At 42.1% G+C, this 17,712-nt stretch carries 14 protein-coding genes; 10 read left to right on the top strand and 4 right to left on the bottom strand.

Annotated elements, in window-relative coordinates; genetic code table 11:
* Positions 1 to 522 precede the first annotated feature (522 nt).
* The 4 genes from polA to ISG33_RS14775 all read left to right on the top strand — a co-directional run bounded on the left by polA (position 523) and on the right by ISG33_RS14775 (position 6,054).
* Positions 523 to 3,294 carry a DNA polymerase I gene (gene polA / locus ISG33_RS14790; RefSeq protein WP_195734439.1) on the top strand — a complete coding sequence of 924 codons (2,772 nt, stop codon included), beginning with the start codon at positions 523 to 525 and terminating at the stop codon, positions 3,292 to 3,294.
* Between the two features lie 172 nt (positions 3,295 to 3,466).
* A complete protein-coding gene (locus ISG33_RS14785; RefSeq protein ID WP_195734365.1) occupies positions 3,467 to 3,895 on the top strand; it encodes a DUF3718 domain-containing protein in 429 nt (142 codons plus the stop codon).
* Positions 3,896 to 4,117: 222 nt separating this feature from the next.
* Positions 4,118 to 5,245 carry a sensor histidine kinase gene (locus ISG33_RS14780; RefSeq protein WP_195734364.1) on the top strand — a complete coding sequence of 376 codons (1,128 nt, stop codon included), beginning with the start codon at positions 4,118 to 4,120 and terminating at the stop codon, positions 5,243 to 5,245.
* Positions 5,242 to 6,054 carry a LytR/AlgR family response regulator transcription factor gene (locus tag ISG33_RS14775; protein WP_195734363.1) on the top strand — a complete coding sequence of 271 codons (813 nt, stop codon included), beginning with the start codon at positions 5,242 to 5,244 and terminating at the stop codon, positions 6,052 to 6,054. The genes ISG33_RS14780 and ISG33_RS14775 overlap by 4 nt, the downstream gene beginning before the upstream one ends.
* A gap of 140 nt (positions 6,055 to 6,194) precedes the next feature.
* On the opposite strand, the gene yihA is transcribed toward ISG33_RS14775, so the two are convergent.
* Positions 6,195 to 6,827, bottom strand: coding sequence for a ribosome biogenesis GTP-binding protein YihA/YsxC (gene yihA, locus ISG33_RS14770; protein WP_195734362.1), 633 nt, complete (start codon positions 6,825 to 6,827; stop codon positions 6,195 to 6,197).
* A 309-nt stretch (positions 6,828 to 7,136) separates the two neighbouring features.
* On the opposite strand from yihA, the gene ISG33_RS14765 reads away from it, so the two are divergent.
* The 6 genes from ISG33_RS14765 (at position 7,137) to ISG33_RS14740 (ending at position 12,928) form a co-directional block, all read left to right on the top strand.
* Positions 7,137 to 7,760, top strand: a complete 624-nt coding sequence (locus ISG33_RS14765) for a c-type cytochrome (RefSeq protein ID WP_195734361.1) — start codon at positions 7,137 to 7,139, stop codon at positions 7,758 to 7,760.
* A 569-nt stretch (positions 7,761 to 8,329) separates the two neighbouring features.
* Positions 8,330 to 8,818: a Der GTPase-activating protein YihI gene (yihI, locus tag ISG33_RS14760; RefSeq protein WP_195734360.1), complete on the top strand. Its 489-nt coding sequence runs from the start codon at positions 8,330 to 8,332 to the stop codon at positions 8,816 to 8,818.
* 8 nt (positions 8,819 to 8,826) lie between these two features.
* The gene (locus tag ISG33_RS14755; protein WP_195734359.1) at positions 8,827 to 9,270 is read left to right on the top strand and encodes a DUF2489 domain-containing protein; all 444 of its coding nucleotides are present in this window, start codon (positions 8,827 to 8,829) and stop codon (positions 9,268 to 9,270) included.
* A 155-nt stretch (positions 9,271 to 9,425) separates the two neighbouring features.
* The gene (gene glyQ, locus ISG33_RS14750; protein WP_195734358.1) at positions 9,426 to 10,346 is read left to right on the top strand and encodes a glycine--tRNA ligase subunit alpha; all 921 of its coding nucleotides are present in this window, start codon (positions 9,426 to 9,428) and stop codon (positions 10,344 to 10,346) included.
* Between the two features lie 20 nt (positions 10,347 to 10,366).
* Positions 10,367 to 12,442, top strand: a complete 2,076-nt coding sequence (gene glyS, locus ISG33_RS14745; RefSeq protein ID WP_195734438.1) for a glycine--tRNA ligase subunit beta — start codon at positions 10,367 to 10,369, stop codon at positions 12,440 to 12,442.
* A gap of 24 nt (positions 12,443 to 12,466) precedes the next feature.
* Complete coding sequence (locus ISG33_RS14740) at positions 12,467 to 12,928, top strand: early set domain-containing protein (RefSeq protein WP_195734357.1); 462 nt, start codon at positions 12,467 to 12,469, stop codon at positions 12,926 to 12,928.
* A gap of 136 nt (positions 12,929 to 13,064) precedes the next feature.
* On the opposite strand, the gene gyrB is transcribed toward ISG33_RS14740, so the two are convergent.
* From gyrB to dnaN, 3 genes are read right to left on the bottom strand one after another with little or no spacing between them, the layout of a single operon-like run.
* The gene (gene gyrB, locus ISG33_RS14735; protein WP_195734356.1) at positions 13,065 to 15,479 is read right to left on the bottom strand and encodes a DNA topoisomerase (ATP-hydrolyzing) subunit B; all 2,415 of its coding nucleotides are present in this window, start codon (positions 15,477 to 15,479) and stop codon (positions 13,065 to 13,067) included.
* A 3-nt stretch (positions 15,480 to 15,482) separates the two neighbouring features.
* A complete protein-coding gene (recF, locus tag ISG33_RS14730; protein WP_195734355.1) occupies positions 15,483 to 16,583 on the bottom strand; it encodes a DNA replication/repair protein RecF in 1,101 nt (366 codons plus the stop codon).
* A gap of 25 nt (positions 16,584 to 16,608) precedes the next feature.
* The gene (gene dnaN, locus ISG33_RS14725) at positions 16,609 to 17,712 is read right to left on the bottom strand and encodes a DNA polymerase III subunit beta (RefSeq protein ID WP_195734354.1); all 1,104 of its coding nucleotides are present in this window, start codon (positions 17,710 to 17,712) and stop codon (positions 16,609 to 16,611) included.

Raw genomic sequence — 17,712 nt, 5'->3', positions numbered from 1 at the left:
AAATGGGTGCCCACAGCTCTAAATCAAGGGCAAATGGCATGGTCTTTTTGCTAGGCTGATATGAATTAGTAGAATGGTAAATTGAATTAGCTTGATATTCTACGTATTTCTCTAAAAACATAACTTATTGTTCCCCTTAGAGAAAAAAAATAAGCAAAAATAAAGCTTGGATCTTAGAAAATTTGTGCTAAATTTTAGTGGATAAGTAGAGCAGAGTTTGACGTCGTTCTACTTCTTAATCAGCGATCACTTGGCAAGCTTTTACCAATGCCAATTCTCACAGTGCACGCTGAGCAATAAAATGGAAATAATAAAAATAATATCGGGATTCAGTTTTTCCTCAAACATTATTCTACACATTCCAATATACAATACCTTTCATCAGCGTGGACAGGTACATTTTGTCGTGCCTATCAATAAGTTAATCACAAAGTTATCCACAGGCATGATTGCCTCATTTCCTAGCTACACACCAATAAATATGGCATTCTTAACGCAATTATCGAATACACCGAGCAAATGATGGAAAAACAATCAACAAGCCCTCTCGTCCTAGTTGACGGCTCATCTTATTTATTCAGGGCCTTTCACGGCTTACCCCCATTAACCAATTCCAAAGGACAAGATACTGGGGCAATTTATGGCGTCGTTAATATGTTACGCAGCCTAATGAGCACCTATCAACCCAGTCATATTGCTGTTGTATTTGACGCCAAAGGAAAAACCTTTCGCGACGATATTTACAAAGAATATAAAGCTAACCGTCCACCTATGCCTGATGAGCTTCGTTCACAAATAAAGCCTTTGCATGAAATCATTAAAGCAATGGGCTTTCCCATTATTGTTGAAGACGGTGTTGAAGCCGACGATGTCATAGGTACATTGGCACGCCAAGCCTCAGCACAAGGTATTGATTGCGTGATCAGCACGGGTGACAAAGACATGGCTCAGCTTGTTGATAAACACGTAACACTCATCAATACAATGACGAACACCACCATGGATGTAGCCGGTGTTGTAGAGAAATTTGGGGTTCCTGCTAATTTGATCATCGACTACCTAGCCATGAAAGGCGATAAAGTCGACAACATTCCTGGTATTCCAGGGGTGGGCGATAAAAGCGCTGTTGCGATGTTAAATGGAATTGGCGGAGTCGCTGAGATTTATGACAATCTCGATAAGATAGCAACGCTGGAATTTCGTGGTGCAAAAACCATGGCAGCGAAAATTGAGCAATATAAAGAACAAGCCTTCTTATCATACGAACTTGCCACCATTGTTTGCGACCTTAAGTTAGCATACGAACCCACTACGCTAACCATGGGCGAGCTTGATAAAGCTGCATTAAAAACCTTATTTGCTGAATATGAGTTTAAGCGCTGGTTGGCAGAAGTGAGTGATGATAAAGATGCAGCTAAGAACAAAGCTAGTGACGCTGAAAGTGACCTTACGCCAAGTGAGGGTTCTGGCATTGAATTGGACCGCCAAAAATACGAAGTTGTATATACTGAGGAGGCACTCGATGCTTGGATTAACAAGCTCAACAACGCAAGTTATTATGCCTTTGATACCGAAACCACCAGTATAGATTATATGCAAGCAGAGCTAGTAGGCCTCTCTTTTGCCATTGCCGACAACGACGCATGTTACATTCCACTTGCGCATGACTATCCTGACGCGCCAGATCAACTCGACCGCGATGTCGCACTAAGCAAGCTGAAGGCAATATTTGAAGATGATACTGCGAAGAAAATTGGTCAAAATGTGAAGTATGACAAAAATGTATTGGCCAATTATGACATTCAGGTAAAGGGAATTTTATCCGATACCATGCTTGCTTCATACGTTCTTAATAGTGTAGCGACAAAACACAACATGGATAACTTATCTTTGAAATACCTTGGTCACAAGACCATACACTTCGAAGAAATAGCGGGTAAAGGTGCTAAGCAGCTTACCTTTAATCAAATAGCGATGGATGAAGCTGCGCCATATGCTGCTGAAGACGCCGACGTGACTTTGCGTTTACATAAAGCGCTTGATGAATTAATTCGTTTTAAAGGTGACCTACCCTACATACTCAACGACATCGAAGTGCCATTGGCTTCTGTGCTTGCAAAGATGGAACAAAACGGTGTGCTCATCGACAGTCAACTGCTTAACCAACAAAGCCAGACCTTAGCAGCTCGCATACTCGAGCTAGAAACCGACGTACACGAGCTTGCAGGTGAGAGCTTTAATTTAGGTTCAACCAAGCAGTTGCAACATATCCTTTTTGAAAAAATGGACCTTCCGGTAGTAAAGAAAACACCAAAAGGCGCCCCATCAACCTCCGAAGAAGTGCTGCAAGAGTTAGCATTGGAATATGAACTACCGAAAAAAATCATGGCTTATAGAGGCTTAACTAAGCTCAAGAATACCTACACCGATAAACTACCAAAGATGATTCATCATCGCACTGGACGCGTGCATACTTCCTATCATCAAGCGGTGACAGCCACTGGTAGATTATCGTCCACAGATCCTAATCTACAGAACATTCCGATCAGAACAGCCGAAGGTAGGCAAGTAAGGCAGGCTTTTGTGGCTCGCCCAGGCTACAAGGTGGTAGCAGCTGATTACAGCCAAATAGAACTCAGGATCATGGCACATTTAAGCAAAGACCCTGGCTTAGTTAGCGCCTTTTCATCTGGCAAAGATATCCATAGCGCAACCGCCGCTGAAGTTTTTGACGTCACGCTAGATGCAGTATCGGTGAATGAGCGTAGAAGCGCTAAGGCAATTAACTTTGGGCTAATATACGGTATGTCGGCGTTCGGTTTGTCGAAGCAACTCAATATTCCAAGGCACGATGCGCAAAAGTACATGGACTTATACTTTGAACGCTACCCAGGTGTTTTGACCTACATGGAATCAACTCGTGAGGGAGCTAAACAAACAGGCTATGTAAGCACCGTATTTGGTCGCCGTTTGTATTTGCCTGATATTAAAGCAAGCAATGCCATGCGCCGAAAAGGAGCCGAGCGTGCGGCTATTAACGCCCCCATGCAGGGCACTGCGGCAGACATTATCAAAAAAGCAATGATCGATGTAGATGCTTGGATAAATGACATTAACGATGAAGACATCTTAATGATCATGCAGGTTCACGATGAACTTGTATTTGAAATAAAGGCCGAACGTGTTGATGAATACATTGCCAAGATAAAGGCGCTGATGGAAGATACGGTTGAGCTTGATGTACCCTTGGTTGTCGACGTTGGTATTGGTGATAACTGGGACGAAGCGCACTAGTTTATCGCATGTGCCCGTAAGCCCCCGCAGCACTCGTCGCGCTAAAAGGTAGTTCGGGCTTTTTTGGCCTAAATTACCGCACATCATCGCATCAGTGCATACAAATTGCCTTTGCTGTCATGTAATTAACACATCCTCATTAAGAGGAAGTTAATTAACAGCAAAGGTAACTATGATGAAAAATGCTACTACTAAAGCCACGACGACAAACAGCACATTTACGAAAATCACAACAAATCAAAGCGCCACTATAAAAAGAGTAATCCAAGTCTCTATTGGTTTTATTGGCAGCTTTGCTATTGTCGCCAGCCTACAAGCAAGCCCTACTCCTGTTGACTATATTTCTCCAAGCTTAGAGCGCAAGTTAGTTAAAATTTGTGAAGCAATTCAGTCAAATAATCGTTTTAAACTTAAACTTGCCCTTAAAAAGACTCACATAAAAATACGAGATGTGAAAAAAGGTCTTGTTTGCAACGGCATGAGCGCTCTGGATTTCGCTCTTTCTGAAAATGCATTTGTTGTAGCAAAACACCTTTCGCCGAGTTTGAGTGAAGAATACTTGGCAAAGCTTATGGATAACCAGAGTGACACGAGGAAATAAGGCATCAAACTTTTGTGTTTTTCGCTTGAGTAAACGCAAGCGACTCCCTTGCACAATAAGAGCCTACGGGCTCTTTTTTTATAGTTTGCGTTATAGCTATGCAGACTTAATCAGTGTATGCGCCAAGCATTCAATCGCATTAATACGTTATTCGTCGATAAGCGCTGTTGTTTGAAACAACATGAGTTACTCTTATTATTCAGCATCATTGGAAGGAAAGTAATGCACAGTATTGATAACAAGGCCAACAAAAAGCCCAATTTTTGGACCCTGCACTTGTCGGGTTGGCTTGCATACATCGTGATTTTTTCCTTTGACAATATCCTCTTTACTCACGAAACAGATGCTAGTTGGGCAGTTATTTTTCCATTGTTTTTGAGTGCTTCGATGGCACTCTTACTAACCTTGCCTTTACGTCATATTTACCGCGACTGCTGGAGTTCAACACCAAGCAATCTCATTTTAATTATTGCGTGTGCAAGCCTAGTTGTTGCGCTGATTTGGACACCAAGTAAAAACCTCACTATGTGGTATTTCAACAAAGACATGAGCATTGTGGATTGGTTTGCAGCATTTAATAATGAAGAGCAAAACCCCTGGGCGATACTGACAGGTTTAAGCTACTCATTTTTTATGATTTTAGTGTGGAGCTCATTATATTTTGGCATCAACTATCATTATCGGCTTATGCAAGAAAAGCAACTACACATCGACGCAGTCAGACTGTCGCATCAAGCTCAAATAAAAATGTTGCGCTACCAGATTAACCCACACTTTCTGTTTAATACACTAAACGCAATATCTACACTGGTGCTCAGCGAACATACAGCTAAAGCTAATGGCATGCTCATACGCCTTTCTACCTTCCTACGCTTTTCCTTAGATAACGACCCCGAAAAAAAGGTAGCCCTGTATGAAGAGATAAAAGCAAGCATGCTCTATTTGGAAATTGAAAAAACACGTTTTGAAGAACGTTTAAAGGTTGATATCAGGATCAGTGAAGAAGCAGAGAATGTGCTTGTTCCAAGCCTAATTTTGCAACCCCTCATAGAAAACTCAATTAAATATGCCATCGCAAAGATGACTTCTGATGGGCTAATATGTATCGAGGCGGCGACCAAGCAAGGGCTATTGCATCTGAGTGTTTTTGATAATGGTCCTGGCCAAACTCCGATACCTACAACGACAACAACGACAAGCCCAGAACAAACGAAGCATAAGGGAGTCGGCATCAACAATATAAAAGACAGGCTCAATGTACTTTATCCAGGAGAGCATAAATTTACAATTCATGCAGCACCTGAACAAGGTTTTAAAGTGCACATAATCATTCCGGTAGAACATGCATGAACAACATTCTTACATCAATAATTGTTGACGACGAGGCCCTTGCGAGAGAAGGTCTGCTGCTACGCTTGCAGCACAATGATAAAATAAAGGTGCTCGGCTCTTTCGCCTCAGCCACCGAAGCAAAACTCTCCTTCGATGAACTGCAGCCCGACCTCATTTTTCTAGACATCGAAATGCCCGGTATATCAGGCCTGCAATTCGCACAATGGTTAAAACAGAATAAATATTCTACACGCATCGTTTTTGTGACGGCATTTAAGGAGTTTGCGCTAGACGCGTTTGACTTTGAAGCCTTTGATTACCTGTTGAAGCCCTACGCCGATGATAGGCTTGAATCATGCATAAACAAACTTCACGCAGAGAATGAAAAGCAGCGTTTAGCGCAACAACAACAAGAGCTTAATTCAATGCTAATAAACAAGACCGGGGATTCCCTAAACACCTTTATGGCGAACTTACAACATGCCGAACCTGGTAAGTTAAATGAAGTAAAGAATCATGTTTCTTTTAAAAGTGGCACTGAGTGGATAAAGCTGCAATTAGCCAGCATTTATTGGATTGAGGCAGCCGGCGATTACATGTGTGTGCACACTCAAGATGGCACTCATATTATTAGAAAGACAATGAAAGAGTTGCAGGAACAGCTATGTAATGACATTTTTAAACGGGTGAGTCGCTCGGCAATTATTAATACCGAACTAATGAAAAAACTCACACCAAACTCAAATGGTGAATACATTGCTCAGCTGAGATCTGGTGACAATGTAAAGGTCTCTCGTAAATACAAAAACGATTTATTGCCTGAATAGAAAAATAATTTGAACTTAAGCGAAAGAGCAGCGTCATAAGAAGTACAGAATATGAAGATGTGTGTTTACGTATTGTGTCCCTTGTAGTGGTATTTTCAAGCCTCGTTTTTAACGAGGCTTTCTTTTTTCTGTTCAACAAGCTAATCAGCGTTTTGCGTGCTTTCTTTCTTAAGTGGCTTTTCAATATTAAACCACTGGTAAAGCACGTTTTCTAATTCATTTAGCCCAGTTCCTTTCAGCGAAGAAAAAGCATGTACGGTAACATCCCCCATAAAAGCCAAAGACGCTTCACGTACCATCAAGGTTTGCGCTTTGCGGCGTCCAGCTTTCAATTTATCGGCTTTAGTCAGTAATATGAGCACTGGTAGATTCACTTCCACCGCCCATCGAATGAGGTTTTGATCGAGGTCTTTTAAAGGATGACGAATGTCCATCAGCACTACGAGGCCTTTCAAGCACTCGCGTTTTTGCAAATATTCACCCAAGGACTGTTGCCATTTAAGCTTCATATCTAGCGGCACTTTAGCGTAGCCATAACCAGGTAAATCCACGAGTCTGCGTTGTTCATCAAGTTCAAACATGTTGATTAATTGGGTGCGCCCTGGTGTTTTACTGGTCCGTGCTAAGCCCTTCTGCCTGGTGAGGCGATTTAGTGCGCTAGACTTTCCAGCATTTGAGCGCCCGGCAAACGCGACTTCCATACCATCTGAATTAGTAAGATGTTGAATGTTTGGAGCACTCGTTAAAAATTTAGCTTTTGTAAAATAGGACATGGTCTCGCTTCTAAAATGGCTTGGCGTTCTTCGCTGGTGGGCATTGTAGCAAATTACCTTGGGTTTGAACCTATTTCTACTATGAATTGAGTATAAAAAGTACTTCAGACAAGCGTGAATTTCTCCGATAGGCTATTTAGGAAAGCCAATATGCTGTAAAAACTGTGGTAAATTGTTTACCCATCATTGATTTAAATCCATGCAAAAGATGTGGAATCGTTTTTTTTGCTAATTATTTGTGTACAATACACGGATCTCAAAGATGTTTTGAGTATCAAACAGCTCGTCACCCGTAGAAAGAGATTAAGTATGAAAAAAATAGCGTTGCTTATTTGTTTAACTTTTGGATTGTCATCAGCAACTCTCGCACAAGGCGATGCTGAAGCAGGGAAAGCGAAGTCACTTACATGTTCAGCCTGCCACGGTACCGATGGTAACAGCATGATAGCGATGAACCCGAAGATTGCAGGGCAACATGAAGCATACCTTGCTAAACAGCTTACGGAGTTCCGTCTTGCATCTCGCACAGGTGGCAAAGAAGGTCGTAACAATGCGGTAATGAACGGTATGGCAGCGGCACTTTCTGACCAAGATATCGCTGACCTATCAGCGTATTTTGCAAGCCAAGACATGAAAGCAGGAACCACCCCTGAAGATGTGATTGAAGCAGGTGAAAAACTTTATCGCGGCGGCGATGCTGAGAAAGGACTTACCGCGTGCATTGCATGTCATGGTCCAGATGGAAAAGGTATGGGCTTAGCTGGCTTCCCAGTAATCAGTGGGCAACATGCCGAGTATACAATTTCTCAATTAAAAATGTTCCGTGACGGCACGAGAAACAATGATATGAACGGAATGATGCGTGATATTGCTGCAAAATTGAGCGATGAAGAAATAGAAACTTTAGCTAAGTATCTGGGCGGACTACACTAATTAAAATTTGTTACTTTTTATTTGTAAAAAAGTTGTAAATTAGTTTTTTTAGCGTATTATCTACTCATCTTCAGAGCAACAGCGTGATGCCAAGTTTGTAGCCACTATGATTTAGTCGCTCTGGTAAAGCAAAGTCGCAGTCTGAGTACAGAATAATAAAGCGTCAGGAAGACCTAGAACAAAGTTCGTTATCATATCGTCAATAACAATAAAAAGAGATAGATAACATTATGAACAACAAAAGCACATGAAGTGCTAATACGGGAGAGGTGTCATTAGACACTCATTAAATCAAGGTGATAGCTTGCGCTATCACCTTTTTTCTTTCTAGAACAAAATAATTTAGGGACTAAGTAAATTATTTACGAACTAGATTGCACACTCAACTAGGACACACGTAGATATTTTTTTTTCATCAACTACCTACCCTTATATAGACCGAGCATGTCAAAAATAATTCCCAACATTCACATTATTTTTTTATTAATCGGAAATCCTTAGCCTTCCTCAGGTATAATAAAAGCAAGCGAAGCTTAGGCTTAGCACTTTGTTATTTATTCGAGGAAATCATGGCTAAAAAGAAATCCAGAAAGGTAGGACAGATTGGTATACCTAAATCGTCGATCCCTATCGTTCGAGCTCCATCAGATCGCGTGCGCAAGAAGAAAGGTAATAAACCAGGCACCCGTAATTCAGTTGTTGAAAGCGCACAAGAAAAGACCAGTCGAACTAAAAGCGACCCAAGAATAGGTAGCAAAAAGCCTATAGACTTGCTCCGCCACAAAAATATCAAGTCTAGTCAAGAGACGATAAAGGCAAAATATAATAGCCCTCAAGATGAGCTCAATGCGATTGAGGCTGATACAAAATTGCAAGCGTTACTAGACAAAGCGGAAACCGGTAAGCTTACTAAGCTCGAAAAGGTCTATGTGGATTCGACTCTGGCTCGTCATAAGGTTTTATGCGGTTTACTCGGCATAGCTGTCAGTAATACTGAAGACGAAAATGATCCTCTTTCGGGTTTAGACGCAATTAGTATGGACGACTTCATAGACTAAGCAAAATAATGACTGAAATTATTCTTTGGCTATTGGCAGCAACTATTATAGTTGCTCTAGGTATATATGCTGGCAAGCTATTGTTTTTATTAAAGCAACAAAACCAGCGACAACTTAATGCAAGAAATAAACGCATTACCAGCATGGTTGATAGTATTCAAACTATTGCTTTTGCTATGCAACAGCAACAGTGCGACTACTCCGAGGGAGCGATTCGGATTTGTCGGCTTCTAGAAGCACTGCCAATTGAAAACATTCCTGATTACTCTGAGCATTACCCAGCTATTCATAAGTTGTTCGACGGTGTCAGAAAGTTCCCCACCCATGAAGCAAGGAACGCGCTGAGCAAAAAGGAACGTAGAGCACAAGACAAAGAGCGCCAACAACTAGAGAGTGAAGCCGAATCAGCTATCCAACAAGAGCTTGTATTACTAAGAGAATTCAAGGTTTAAGGGATATCTCATAATCAAGGTCTTTTTACTCAGTACAGGGTTACCATTTCCCCGCGCTAGACGTTATACTACGTATCATCATTGGGTGCTCTGTGCTTTTTAAGCCTGAGTGCTCTCATCACATTCATCAGTAAAGAAAGAAGAAACAAGCACTCATGCAGAAATACGATAGTAAGACTTTTCAAGGCTTAATTTTAGCGTTGCAAGACTACTGGGCATCTAAAGGATGCGTCATTATTCAGCCTCTAGACATGGAAGTAGGAGCAGGTACTTTCCATCCAATGACCTTCCTACGTTCCTTGGGCCCAGAGCCAATCAATAGTGCTTACGTGCAGCCCTGCCGTCGCCCGACCGATGGTCGCTACGGCGAAAACCCTAACAGGCTGCAACACTACTATCAGTTTCAAGTCATGCTTAAGCCCTCTCCGAGTAACATTCAAGAGCTTTATCTAGGCTCTCTTGAGATGTTGGGCTTCGACCCGCTTGTTCATGACATCCGTTTTGTCGAAGACAATTGGGAGTCACCGACTCTCGGCGCATGGGGATTGGGCTGGGAAGTATGGTTAAACGGTATGGAAGTCACGCAGTTTACTTATTTTCAGCAGGTGGGTGGCTTAGAGTGCAAGCCAGTCACAGGAGAAATTACCTATGGGCTAGAACGCTTAGCTATGTATATTCAGGGCGTTGATAGTATTTATGATCTCGTATGGACTGATGGCCCATTGGGTAAAGTTACCTATGGCGACGTATTTTTGCAAAATGAGATTGAGCAGTCTGCTTATAACTTTGAACATGCTGATATTGAGTTTTTATTTAACACTTTCGATGAATGCGAAAAGGCTAGTGCCAAGATGATTGAAGAAAAGCTCGCATTGCCTGCGTATGAGCAGGTGATGAAAGCTTCTCATGCATTTAATTTACTCGATGCTAGGCACGCTATTTCAGTCACAGAACGTCAACGTTACATTTTGCGAGTTAGAACGTTATCGAAAGCTTGTGCCGAAGTGTACTATGCTTCTCGAGAAGCGCTTGGCTTTCCTTTGTGTGTTAATACCAACGCAACGCAGGAGGCTTAATTGTGACTAGTGCTACTAATATTGTTACCGATACTTTGCTCATTGAGTTGGGAACCGAAGAGTTGCCACCAAAAGCATTAAAGAAGCTGTCAGATAGTTTTACTCAAAATATCAGTGATGAGCTGTCTAAAGCGGGTTTCTCATTTAGCAGTGTTAAGTCTTTTGCTGCACCTCGCAGACTTGCTGTGAGCATCGTTGATTGTGAATCACAGCAAGCGGACTCGAAGATTGAAAAGCGCGGGCCATCGGTTTCAGCTGCCTTTGATGCAGATGGTAATCCTACAAAAGCGGCTATGGGTTGGGCTCGTGGAAACGGAATCGATGTTGACCAAGCGCAACGACTAAAGACCGACAAAGGCGAGTGGCTATTGCACGTCGCGGATGTGAAGGGCAAAAAATTAGACGATGTATTGCAAGATGTTATTAATCAGACAATTAAAAAGCTACCAATCCCAAAAGCGATGCGCTGGGGCAGTTCTTCTGCAGAGTTCATTCGCCCTGTGCATACTTTCACCGTCATGTTCGGTGCTCGTATAATAAAGTTAGCGTTACTTGGTCTAAATTCCGGAAATCAGCTCTCTGGTCACCGTTTCCACGGCGATCACCGTTTCACGCTTGGGCATGCTAATGACTATGCATCCGAGCTTCGTAAGCAGTTTGTTATCGCTGACTACAAAGAACGTGTTGATCTTATTCAGGCTGGTTTGAACAAAAGAGCTGCTGAGTTAGGCCTTCAAGCCGACTTTGATCTTGCCCTATTGGAAGAAATTTCGTCATTAGTTGAGTGGCCAGTTATTCTGGATGCTAGATTCGATGTTGATTTCTTAGAAGTACCAAAGGAAGCGCTCATTTATACAATGAAGGACGATCAGAAGTATGTGCCGCTTTTGGATGAGTCCGGCGAACTCTCTAGTCAGTTTTTGTTCGTTTCCAATATTGAAAGCAAAGATCCAAGTCAGGTAATTCATGGAAATGAGAAGGTGATACGCCCTCGCCTTGCAGACGCGAAGTTCTTTTTTGACACCGACAAAAAGACAACTTTAGAGAGCAAGGCTGATAAATTAGGTTCGGTATTATTTCAAAAAGACCTGGGTACTGTTGCAGATAAAACGGAGCGCTTAGTTAAGATAGTGCAGTATCTTGCTGAATCACTTGGCCACAATAGCAAAGATGCTGTGAGAGCTGCGCAACTTGCAAAAGCTGATCTTTTGTCTGATATGGTCATGGAGTTTCCAAGTGTACAAGGTATTATGGGCTATCATTACGCCATTCATGATGGTGAAAACCAACAGGTGGCCAAAGCTATCGAGGAGCAATATTTACCTCGCTTTGCAGGTGACAACCTGCCGAGCACGGAGACGGGTACCATGCTTGCACTAGCAGAAAAGCTCGATACTTTAGTCGGCATATTTGGTATTGGTAAACTTCCTAAGGGTGACAAAGACCCGTTTGCGTTGCGACGTTCCGCGATTGGTATGTTAAGGATCTTAGTAGAAAACAAGCTTTCACTTAATCTTCAAGACCTAATTTCAGCGGTGGTAAATATCTACGGTTCAAAATTATCTAACAGTGACACATCCGAGCAAGTATTTAGCTTTCTGTTAGATCGTTTCAGACCGCTTTATCATGACCAAGGTATCTCAGGAGATGTGGTAAGTGCGGCAATGTCGCAAGGTTGTTCGACCGCAGTTGACGTTGATGCAAGAATTAGAGCAGTAAACGACTTCAAAGCATTGGATAGCGCTTCAGATTTGGTTGCCGCGAACAAACGCGTTGCCAACATACTGAATAAAAACAATATTGAGTTGCATAGGCTACCTGATATAGATAGTAGACTCTTTAGTGAATCGGCAGAGACTGCATTATACGATTGCTTGCGAGACGCTGAGAAGACCGTAGCGCGTTTTTCTCAAACACTCGACTATAGCAAGACACTCGAGTCTTTAAGCGTGCTTAAAACGCCTCTCAATGTTTTCTTTGACGACGTCATGATAATGGCTGAGGATGAGCGCGTTAAGGCAAATAGGGTTGCGTTAGTGGGTAAGGCAAGACAACTTTTCCTATCTGTAGCCGATGTTTCATTGATTTCAGTTTAAAGAGGCAAGAAGGTGCATAGTAGTATGAAGAGGCACGGCGCTAGGGTCGCAAAAATTGCATTGTTCGTAAGTGTAGTCGGTTTGGGCGCTTGCACATCTACGACAGGTTTAGACCTAATTAATTTTGAAGAAACGCGTGATTATCAAGACATGTATTTGCGCGGTACGATAAGTTGGTGGGAAGCTAGCGAGCAATTTAAGTTTGTCAAAGTAGATCCAAGTACTTATGAGCTTACAATTGAACTGATAGCTGATGGCCAGCCCTACGATTTTAAAATTGCCGATGCTGATTGGTCGCCAAGGCTGAGCTGCGGCTTTGAGTATGAATCACAAGCGATTGATTTATATGAAAAAGTCGAATTGGCGTGTGAAGATACCAGTCAGAATGTAAAGTTTGTACCTGCAGAAACTGGCCTATTCACCTTTATTTTTGATATTTCTGACAATAGCGAACCTGAACTCGTTATTAAACGAGCTCAGAACTAGGGCCACTTCCTAAAGTTTACGAAGCTTAAAAATATGCCCGTGAATATATTCTAGGGCGCGACAATATAGATAAAAAAAGGAGCGTTAATAAGCTCCTTTTTTGTTGGTGTAATTATTTCTTTCTAGCTCAAACTAATTACACATCTAAGTTTTCAACGTTTAGTGCATTGGTTTGAATGAAGTCTCTTCTTGGCTCAACATGGTCGCCCATTAAGGTAGTGAAGAGTTGGTCGGCAGTAATAGCGTCTTCGATTTTAACCTGAAGCATACGGCGCGAACTTGGGTCCATGGTTGTTTCCCAGAGTTGTTCTGGGTTCATTTCACCTAGACCTTTATAGCGCTGAATATATTGACCTCTTTGTGCCTCTTTCATCAACCAATCTAAGGCGTCTTCGAAGCTAGTCACGGCTAAGGTTTTTTCGCCACGTTTTACGTAGGCACCTTCTTCCATAAGACCATTAATAGTCTCATTTAGCTCTCTTATTTTTTTGTACTCCGCACTTTCTACAAACGGTAATGCTATGTGGTAGCTATAGTCTATTCCATGCATTTTCATCACTAATTCAAGCTCATTTAGACCGTTTTCGACAGCATTTACGTTGAAGGTAAATGATTGCCCATCGTCTTCTGCAGTCGCAAGTTGAGACACCAAGGCCTCGCCTAATGCGGTTAGTTTTGCTTTGTCTGCTAAAGTCTCTTTGCTCAACACATCGGTATAGATAAACTGTTTCAAGATAGACACAGGCATTCTGCGATGCATTCTCGAAATCATTGTCTGTGTAGTTTGATATAGCTTAACCATATTTTCTAGCGCAAGACCCGTAATAGCCGGTGCATCTTCACTTACATGTAAGCTAGCGCCATCAACTGCAATAGAGGTAAGTAGCGCATCTTTCGCGTCGTCGTCTTTTAAGTATTGCTCTTGTTTACCCTTTTTGATCTTATATAGCGGCGGCTGTGCAATAAAGATATGTCCACGCTCTATCATTTCAGGCATTTGGCGGAAGAAGAAGGTCAACAACAGAGTTCTGATGTGAGAGCCATCTACGTCGGCATCGGTCATTATGATGATACTGTGATAACGCAGCTTCTCTGGGTCATATTCATCGCGCCCTATACCACAGCCTAGAGCAGTTATTAGTGTCGCAACTTCTTGAGATGATAGCATCTTGTCGAAGCGTGCTTTTTCGACGTTCAAGATCTTACCTTTGAGCGGAAGTATTGCTTGATTCTTTCTGTTACGGCCTTGTTTTGCGGAACCGCCAGCAGAATCACCCTCCACTATATACAGTTCAGATAATGCTGGATCTTTCTCTTGGCAATCTGCAAGCTTTCCAGGCAAGCCCGCTAAATCTAAAGCACCTTTTCTTCGTGTCATTTCACGTGCTTTTCGTGCTGCCTCACGCGCTCGAGCCGCATCGATTATCTTACCAACAATAATTCGTGCTTCAGATGGATTTTCTACTAAGTAGTCTGTGAGTTTTTCACCCATTGCACTTTCAACTGCAGATTTTACTTCAGAAGAAACAAGTTTATCTTTTGTTTGCGAAGAGAACTTTGGATCAGGGACTTTTACAGAAACCACGGCAGTCAAACCTTCACGTGCATCATCACCGCTAGCGTTGGTTTTTTGTTTTTTGTTGTGCCCTTCTTTCTCCATATAGTTATTTAGGGTACGTGTTAGTGCGCCTCTAAAACCGGCGAGATGGGTTCCGCCATCTCGCTGAGGAATATTATTGGTAAAACAAAATATATTTTCTTGGAAACCATCATTCCATTGCATAGCAACTTCTACGGCTATGCCATCTTCTCTTTCTAGTTCAAAATAGAATGCTTTTTGGTGAACCACTGTTTTATTTGTGTTTAGATACTCAACGAAGGCTCTGATACCACCCTCATAGTGAAAATGATCACGACGTCCATCACGCTCATCTTCTAGTATGATTGATACACCGGAGTTTAGAAATGAGAGCTCGCGTACGCGTTTTGCCAATAGGTCGTAGTGAAACTGAACATCGCTAAAAGTTTCTTCGCTTGGCCAAAAACGTATAGTCGTGCCTGTTTCCTCGGTAGAACCCGTTTGTACAAGAGGGGCAACGGGAACACCCATATCGTATTCTTGTTCGTGAATCTGGCCATTTCGACGAATATTGATAGTCAGTTTTTTACTTAACGCATTTACAACAGAGACACCCACACCGTGAAGACCGCCAGAAACCTTGTATGAGTTATCATCGAATTTTCCGCCGGCATGAAGAACGGTCATGATGACTTCAGCTGCCGATACACCCTCTTCTGGGTGAATTTCAGTAGGGATTCCCCGACCATCATCACTTACAGATACAGAACCATCAGAATGTATTTTGATAACGATATCTTTACAATGACCAGCTAAGGCCTCGTCAATTGAGTTGTCGACGACTTCGAAAACCATATGGTGTAAACCGGTTCCATCATCAGTGTCGCCAATGTACATACCTGGTCTCTTACGAACTGCATCGAGGCCCTTTAAAACCTTAATACTGGAAGAATCGTAATTCTGTTCTGACATTTGTTACTCCTCGTTCACTTGGTCATGTTCCACGTGAAACACTTTTTTATCATTATATTTATTTGTGAAGTTGAATTGCGAAGGTTCAATAGCGGTCACGAACACTTGAGTTCCAGTTTCCAATATCAAATCCAAAAAATATTCCCGTGTTTTTTCATCGAGTTCAGCGGCAATATCGTCAACCAAATAAATCGTAGACTTATTGCTAAGTTCTGAAAACATTTTCATTTGCGCAATTTGCAATATGGACACTAGTATTCTTAGTTGGCCTCGAGATAAATTTTCAGCGGCACTAAAGCCATTCACTGTGAATTTTATATCTGCTTTGTGGGGCCCGACTGTGGTGTATCCGTATTGCAAATCACGTTTGTATTTATCCTTCAACGCATCATTGAAATTACGTCCCTTTTCCCAACCACTAGTATACCTTAGTTCTACTTTGAACTCAGGCATAAATTGCTTATAAAGTGCAACAACTTGCGAATTAATTGCATCCAAATAGCCCTCTCTTGCTTCAGAAATCATATTACCATACCGGACCAAGGCCTCAGTCCAATAATTCATCTGCTGAGGGTCTGGTGAAGAATTTTCATTTGCGTGTATTCTCAGCAATGCATTTCTTTGACTGAGTGTCTTGGTGTATGCCGAATTAATATTCGCAAAATTTTGTTCCACGTGGAACAAGGCCCAATCGACAAATCGTCTTCGTAACAGAGGAGAACCAATGATCAGATCACTGCTCTGTGGCGTGAAGATCTGCATCGGAATTTTCCGAACAACTTCAGACAACTTCCTAGTGCGGTCTCCATTGAGACTAAACTCAAAACCATCTGATTTATGTCGCGAGCAACCAATACGATTTTCATCACCATTATCGTCTACTAGTTTACTAAATACTGTCGCTGTTACTTTACCGTGTTGAACCACAGAGTTTTGTCTACTAGTACGAAAAGATCGACCGAAACCCAATAGATGGATAGCCTCCAACACAGAGGACTTTCCAGCACCATTAAAACCGTGAATGATATTGAGTGAATTACAAGGAGTGAAAGCAACTTGCTCCAGATTTCTAAAATGAGCAAGTTGCAAAAAAGAGAGGTGCATTAAATATATGCTAAAGCACTATTACCTACAGGCGCATAGGCATGATAACGTACAAAGCAGACTCATCACCTTCAGCATGTATGAGTGCACTAGCGTTTGCATCAGACAAATTAAATACAACGTTTTCGGATTGAAGTACATTCATAACGTCGATCAAATAGGCAACGTTAAAGCCAATTTCCAAATCACCACCGTCGTAGTTAACATCAACGACTTCTTCAGCCTGCTCTTGCTCAGGGTTATTTGCTGTTATCTTTAACTCGCCAGACACTAGGTTAAGTCGCACACCTTTAAACTTCTCATTAGAGAGTATCATGGCGCGAGAGAACGCAGCCTTCAACAGATCGCGGGAAGACCAAACGGCCTTATCTGACTCCTTCGGCAGCACTCGACGATAATCGGGAAAACGACCGTCAACCAACTTGCTAGTGAAGATAAAAGCAGATGAGTAAATCCGTATGTGGTTGCTACCAATTTGCACTTTAACCAATGTATCGTTGTCTTCAATCAAACGGATGATTTCAAGCACACCCTTTCTTGGAATTATCACCTGACGAGCCGGAAGCGATGCCGCCTCATAGGTTAGGGTGGAAAGCGCTAGGCGGTGACCGTCGGTAGCAACTGTACGTACTAAGTGTTCTTCAGTTTCTAAACTCATGCCATTGAGATAGTAGCGTACGTCTTGCTGGGCCATCGAAAAATGAACACGTTCGATTAGATTTTTTAAGTCTGACTGTTTTACCTCAAACTCTACTTCGCCATCCCAATCTTCTAGATTCGGATAATCATTCGCAGACAAGGTTGATAAGGTGTACTTACCTCTCCCTGACTTGATAATCGCTTTGTTCTCTTCTACCTCAAAAATAATACTACTATCGTCGCTAAGACCACGAATGATATCGACTAATTTTTTTGCGGGAACAGTTATCTCGCCATCAGTAAACGACCCTGACAATTTAACACTCGAAATTAACTCAACCTCTAAATCAGTACCAGTCAGCCATAGTGTACCCTCACTCACCTTTATAAGTACGTTGGATAATATCGGTAAAGTATGACGGCGTTCAACTGCACCAGAAACAAGTTGAAGTGGCTGTAGAAAGCCTTCCCGGCTAATAGTAAATTTCAT

Origin of the sequence: Marinibium conchae (assembly GCF_015595035.1) — a bacterium.
Classification (GTDB): domain Bacteria; phylum Pseudomonadota; class Gammaproteobacteria; order Enterobacterales; family Alteromonadaceae; genus Glaciecola.
This window is presented reverse-complemented; position numbering and strand designations above follow the sequence as displayed.

Coding starts and splice junctions, on each gene's coding strand:
- ISG33_RS14740 (WP_195734357.1), top strand. CDS start 12,467: ATGAAGAGGCACGGCGCTAGGGTCGCAAAAATTGCATTGTTCGTAAGT.
- polA (WP_195734439.1), top strand. CDS start 523: ATGGAAAAACAATCAACAAGCCCTCTCGTCCTAGTTGACGGCTCATCT.
- yihA (WP_195734362.1), bottom strand. CDS start 6,827: ATGTCCTATTTTACAAAAGCTAAATTTTTAACGAGTGCTCCAAACATT.
- glyQ (WP_195734358.1), top strand. CDS start 9,426: ATGCAGAAATACGATAGTAAGACTTTTCAAGGCTTAATTTTAGCGTTG.
- yihI (WP_195734360.1), top strand. CDS start 8,330: ATGGCTAAAAAGAAATCCAGAAAGGTAGGACAGATTGGTATACCTAAA.
- recF (WP_195734355.1), bottom strand. CDS start 16,583: ATGCACCTCTCTTTTTTGCAACTTGCTCATTTTAGAAATCTGGAGCAA.
- ISG33_RS14785 (WP_195734365.1), top strand. CDS start 3,467: ATGATGAAAAATGCTACTACTAAAGCCACGACGACAAACAGCACATTT.
- ISG33_RS14755 (WP_195734359.1), top strand. CDS start 8,827: ATGACTGAAATTATTCTTTGGCTATTGGCAGCAACTATTATAGTTGCT.
- ISG33_RS14780 (WP_195734364.1), top strand. CDS start 4,118: ATGCACAGTATTGATAACAAGGCCAACAAAAAGCCCAATTTTTGGACC.
- dnaN (WP_195734354.1), bottom strand. CDS start 17,712: ATGAAATTTACTATTAGCCGGGAAGGCTTTCTACAGCCACTTCAACTT.
- ISG33_RS14775 (WP_195734363.1), top strand. CDS start 5,242: ATGAACAACATTCTTACATCAATAATTGTTGACGACGAGGCCCTTGCG.
- ISG33_RS14765 (WP_195734361.1), top strand. CDS start 7,137: ATGAAAAAAATAGCGTTGCTTATTTGTTTAACTTTTGGATTGTCATCA.
- gyrB (WP_195734356.1), bottom strand. CDS start 15,479: ATGTCAGAACAGAATTACGATTCTTCCAGTATTAAGGTTTTAAAGGGC.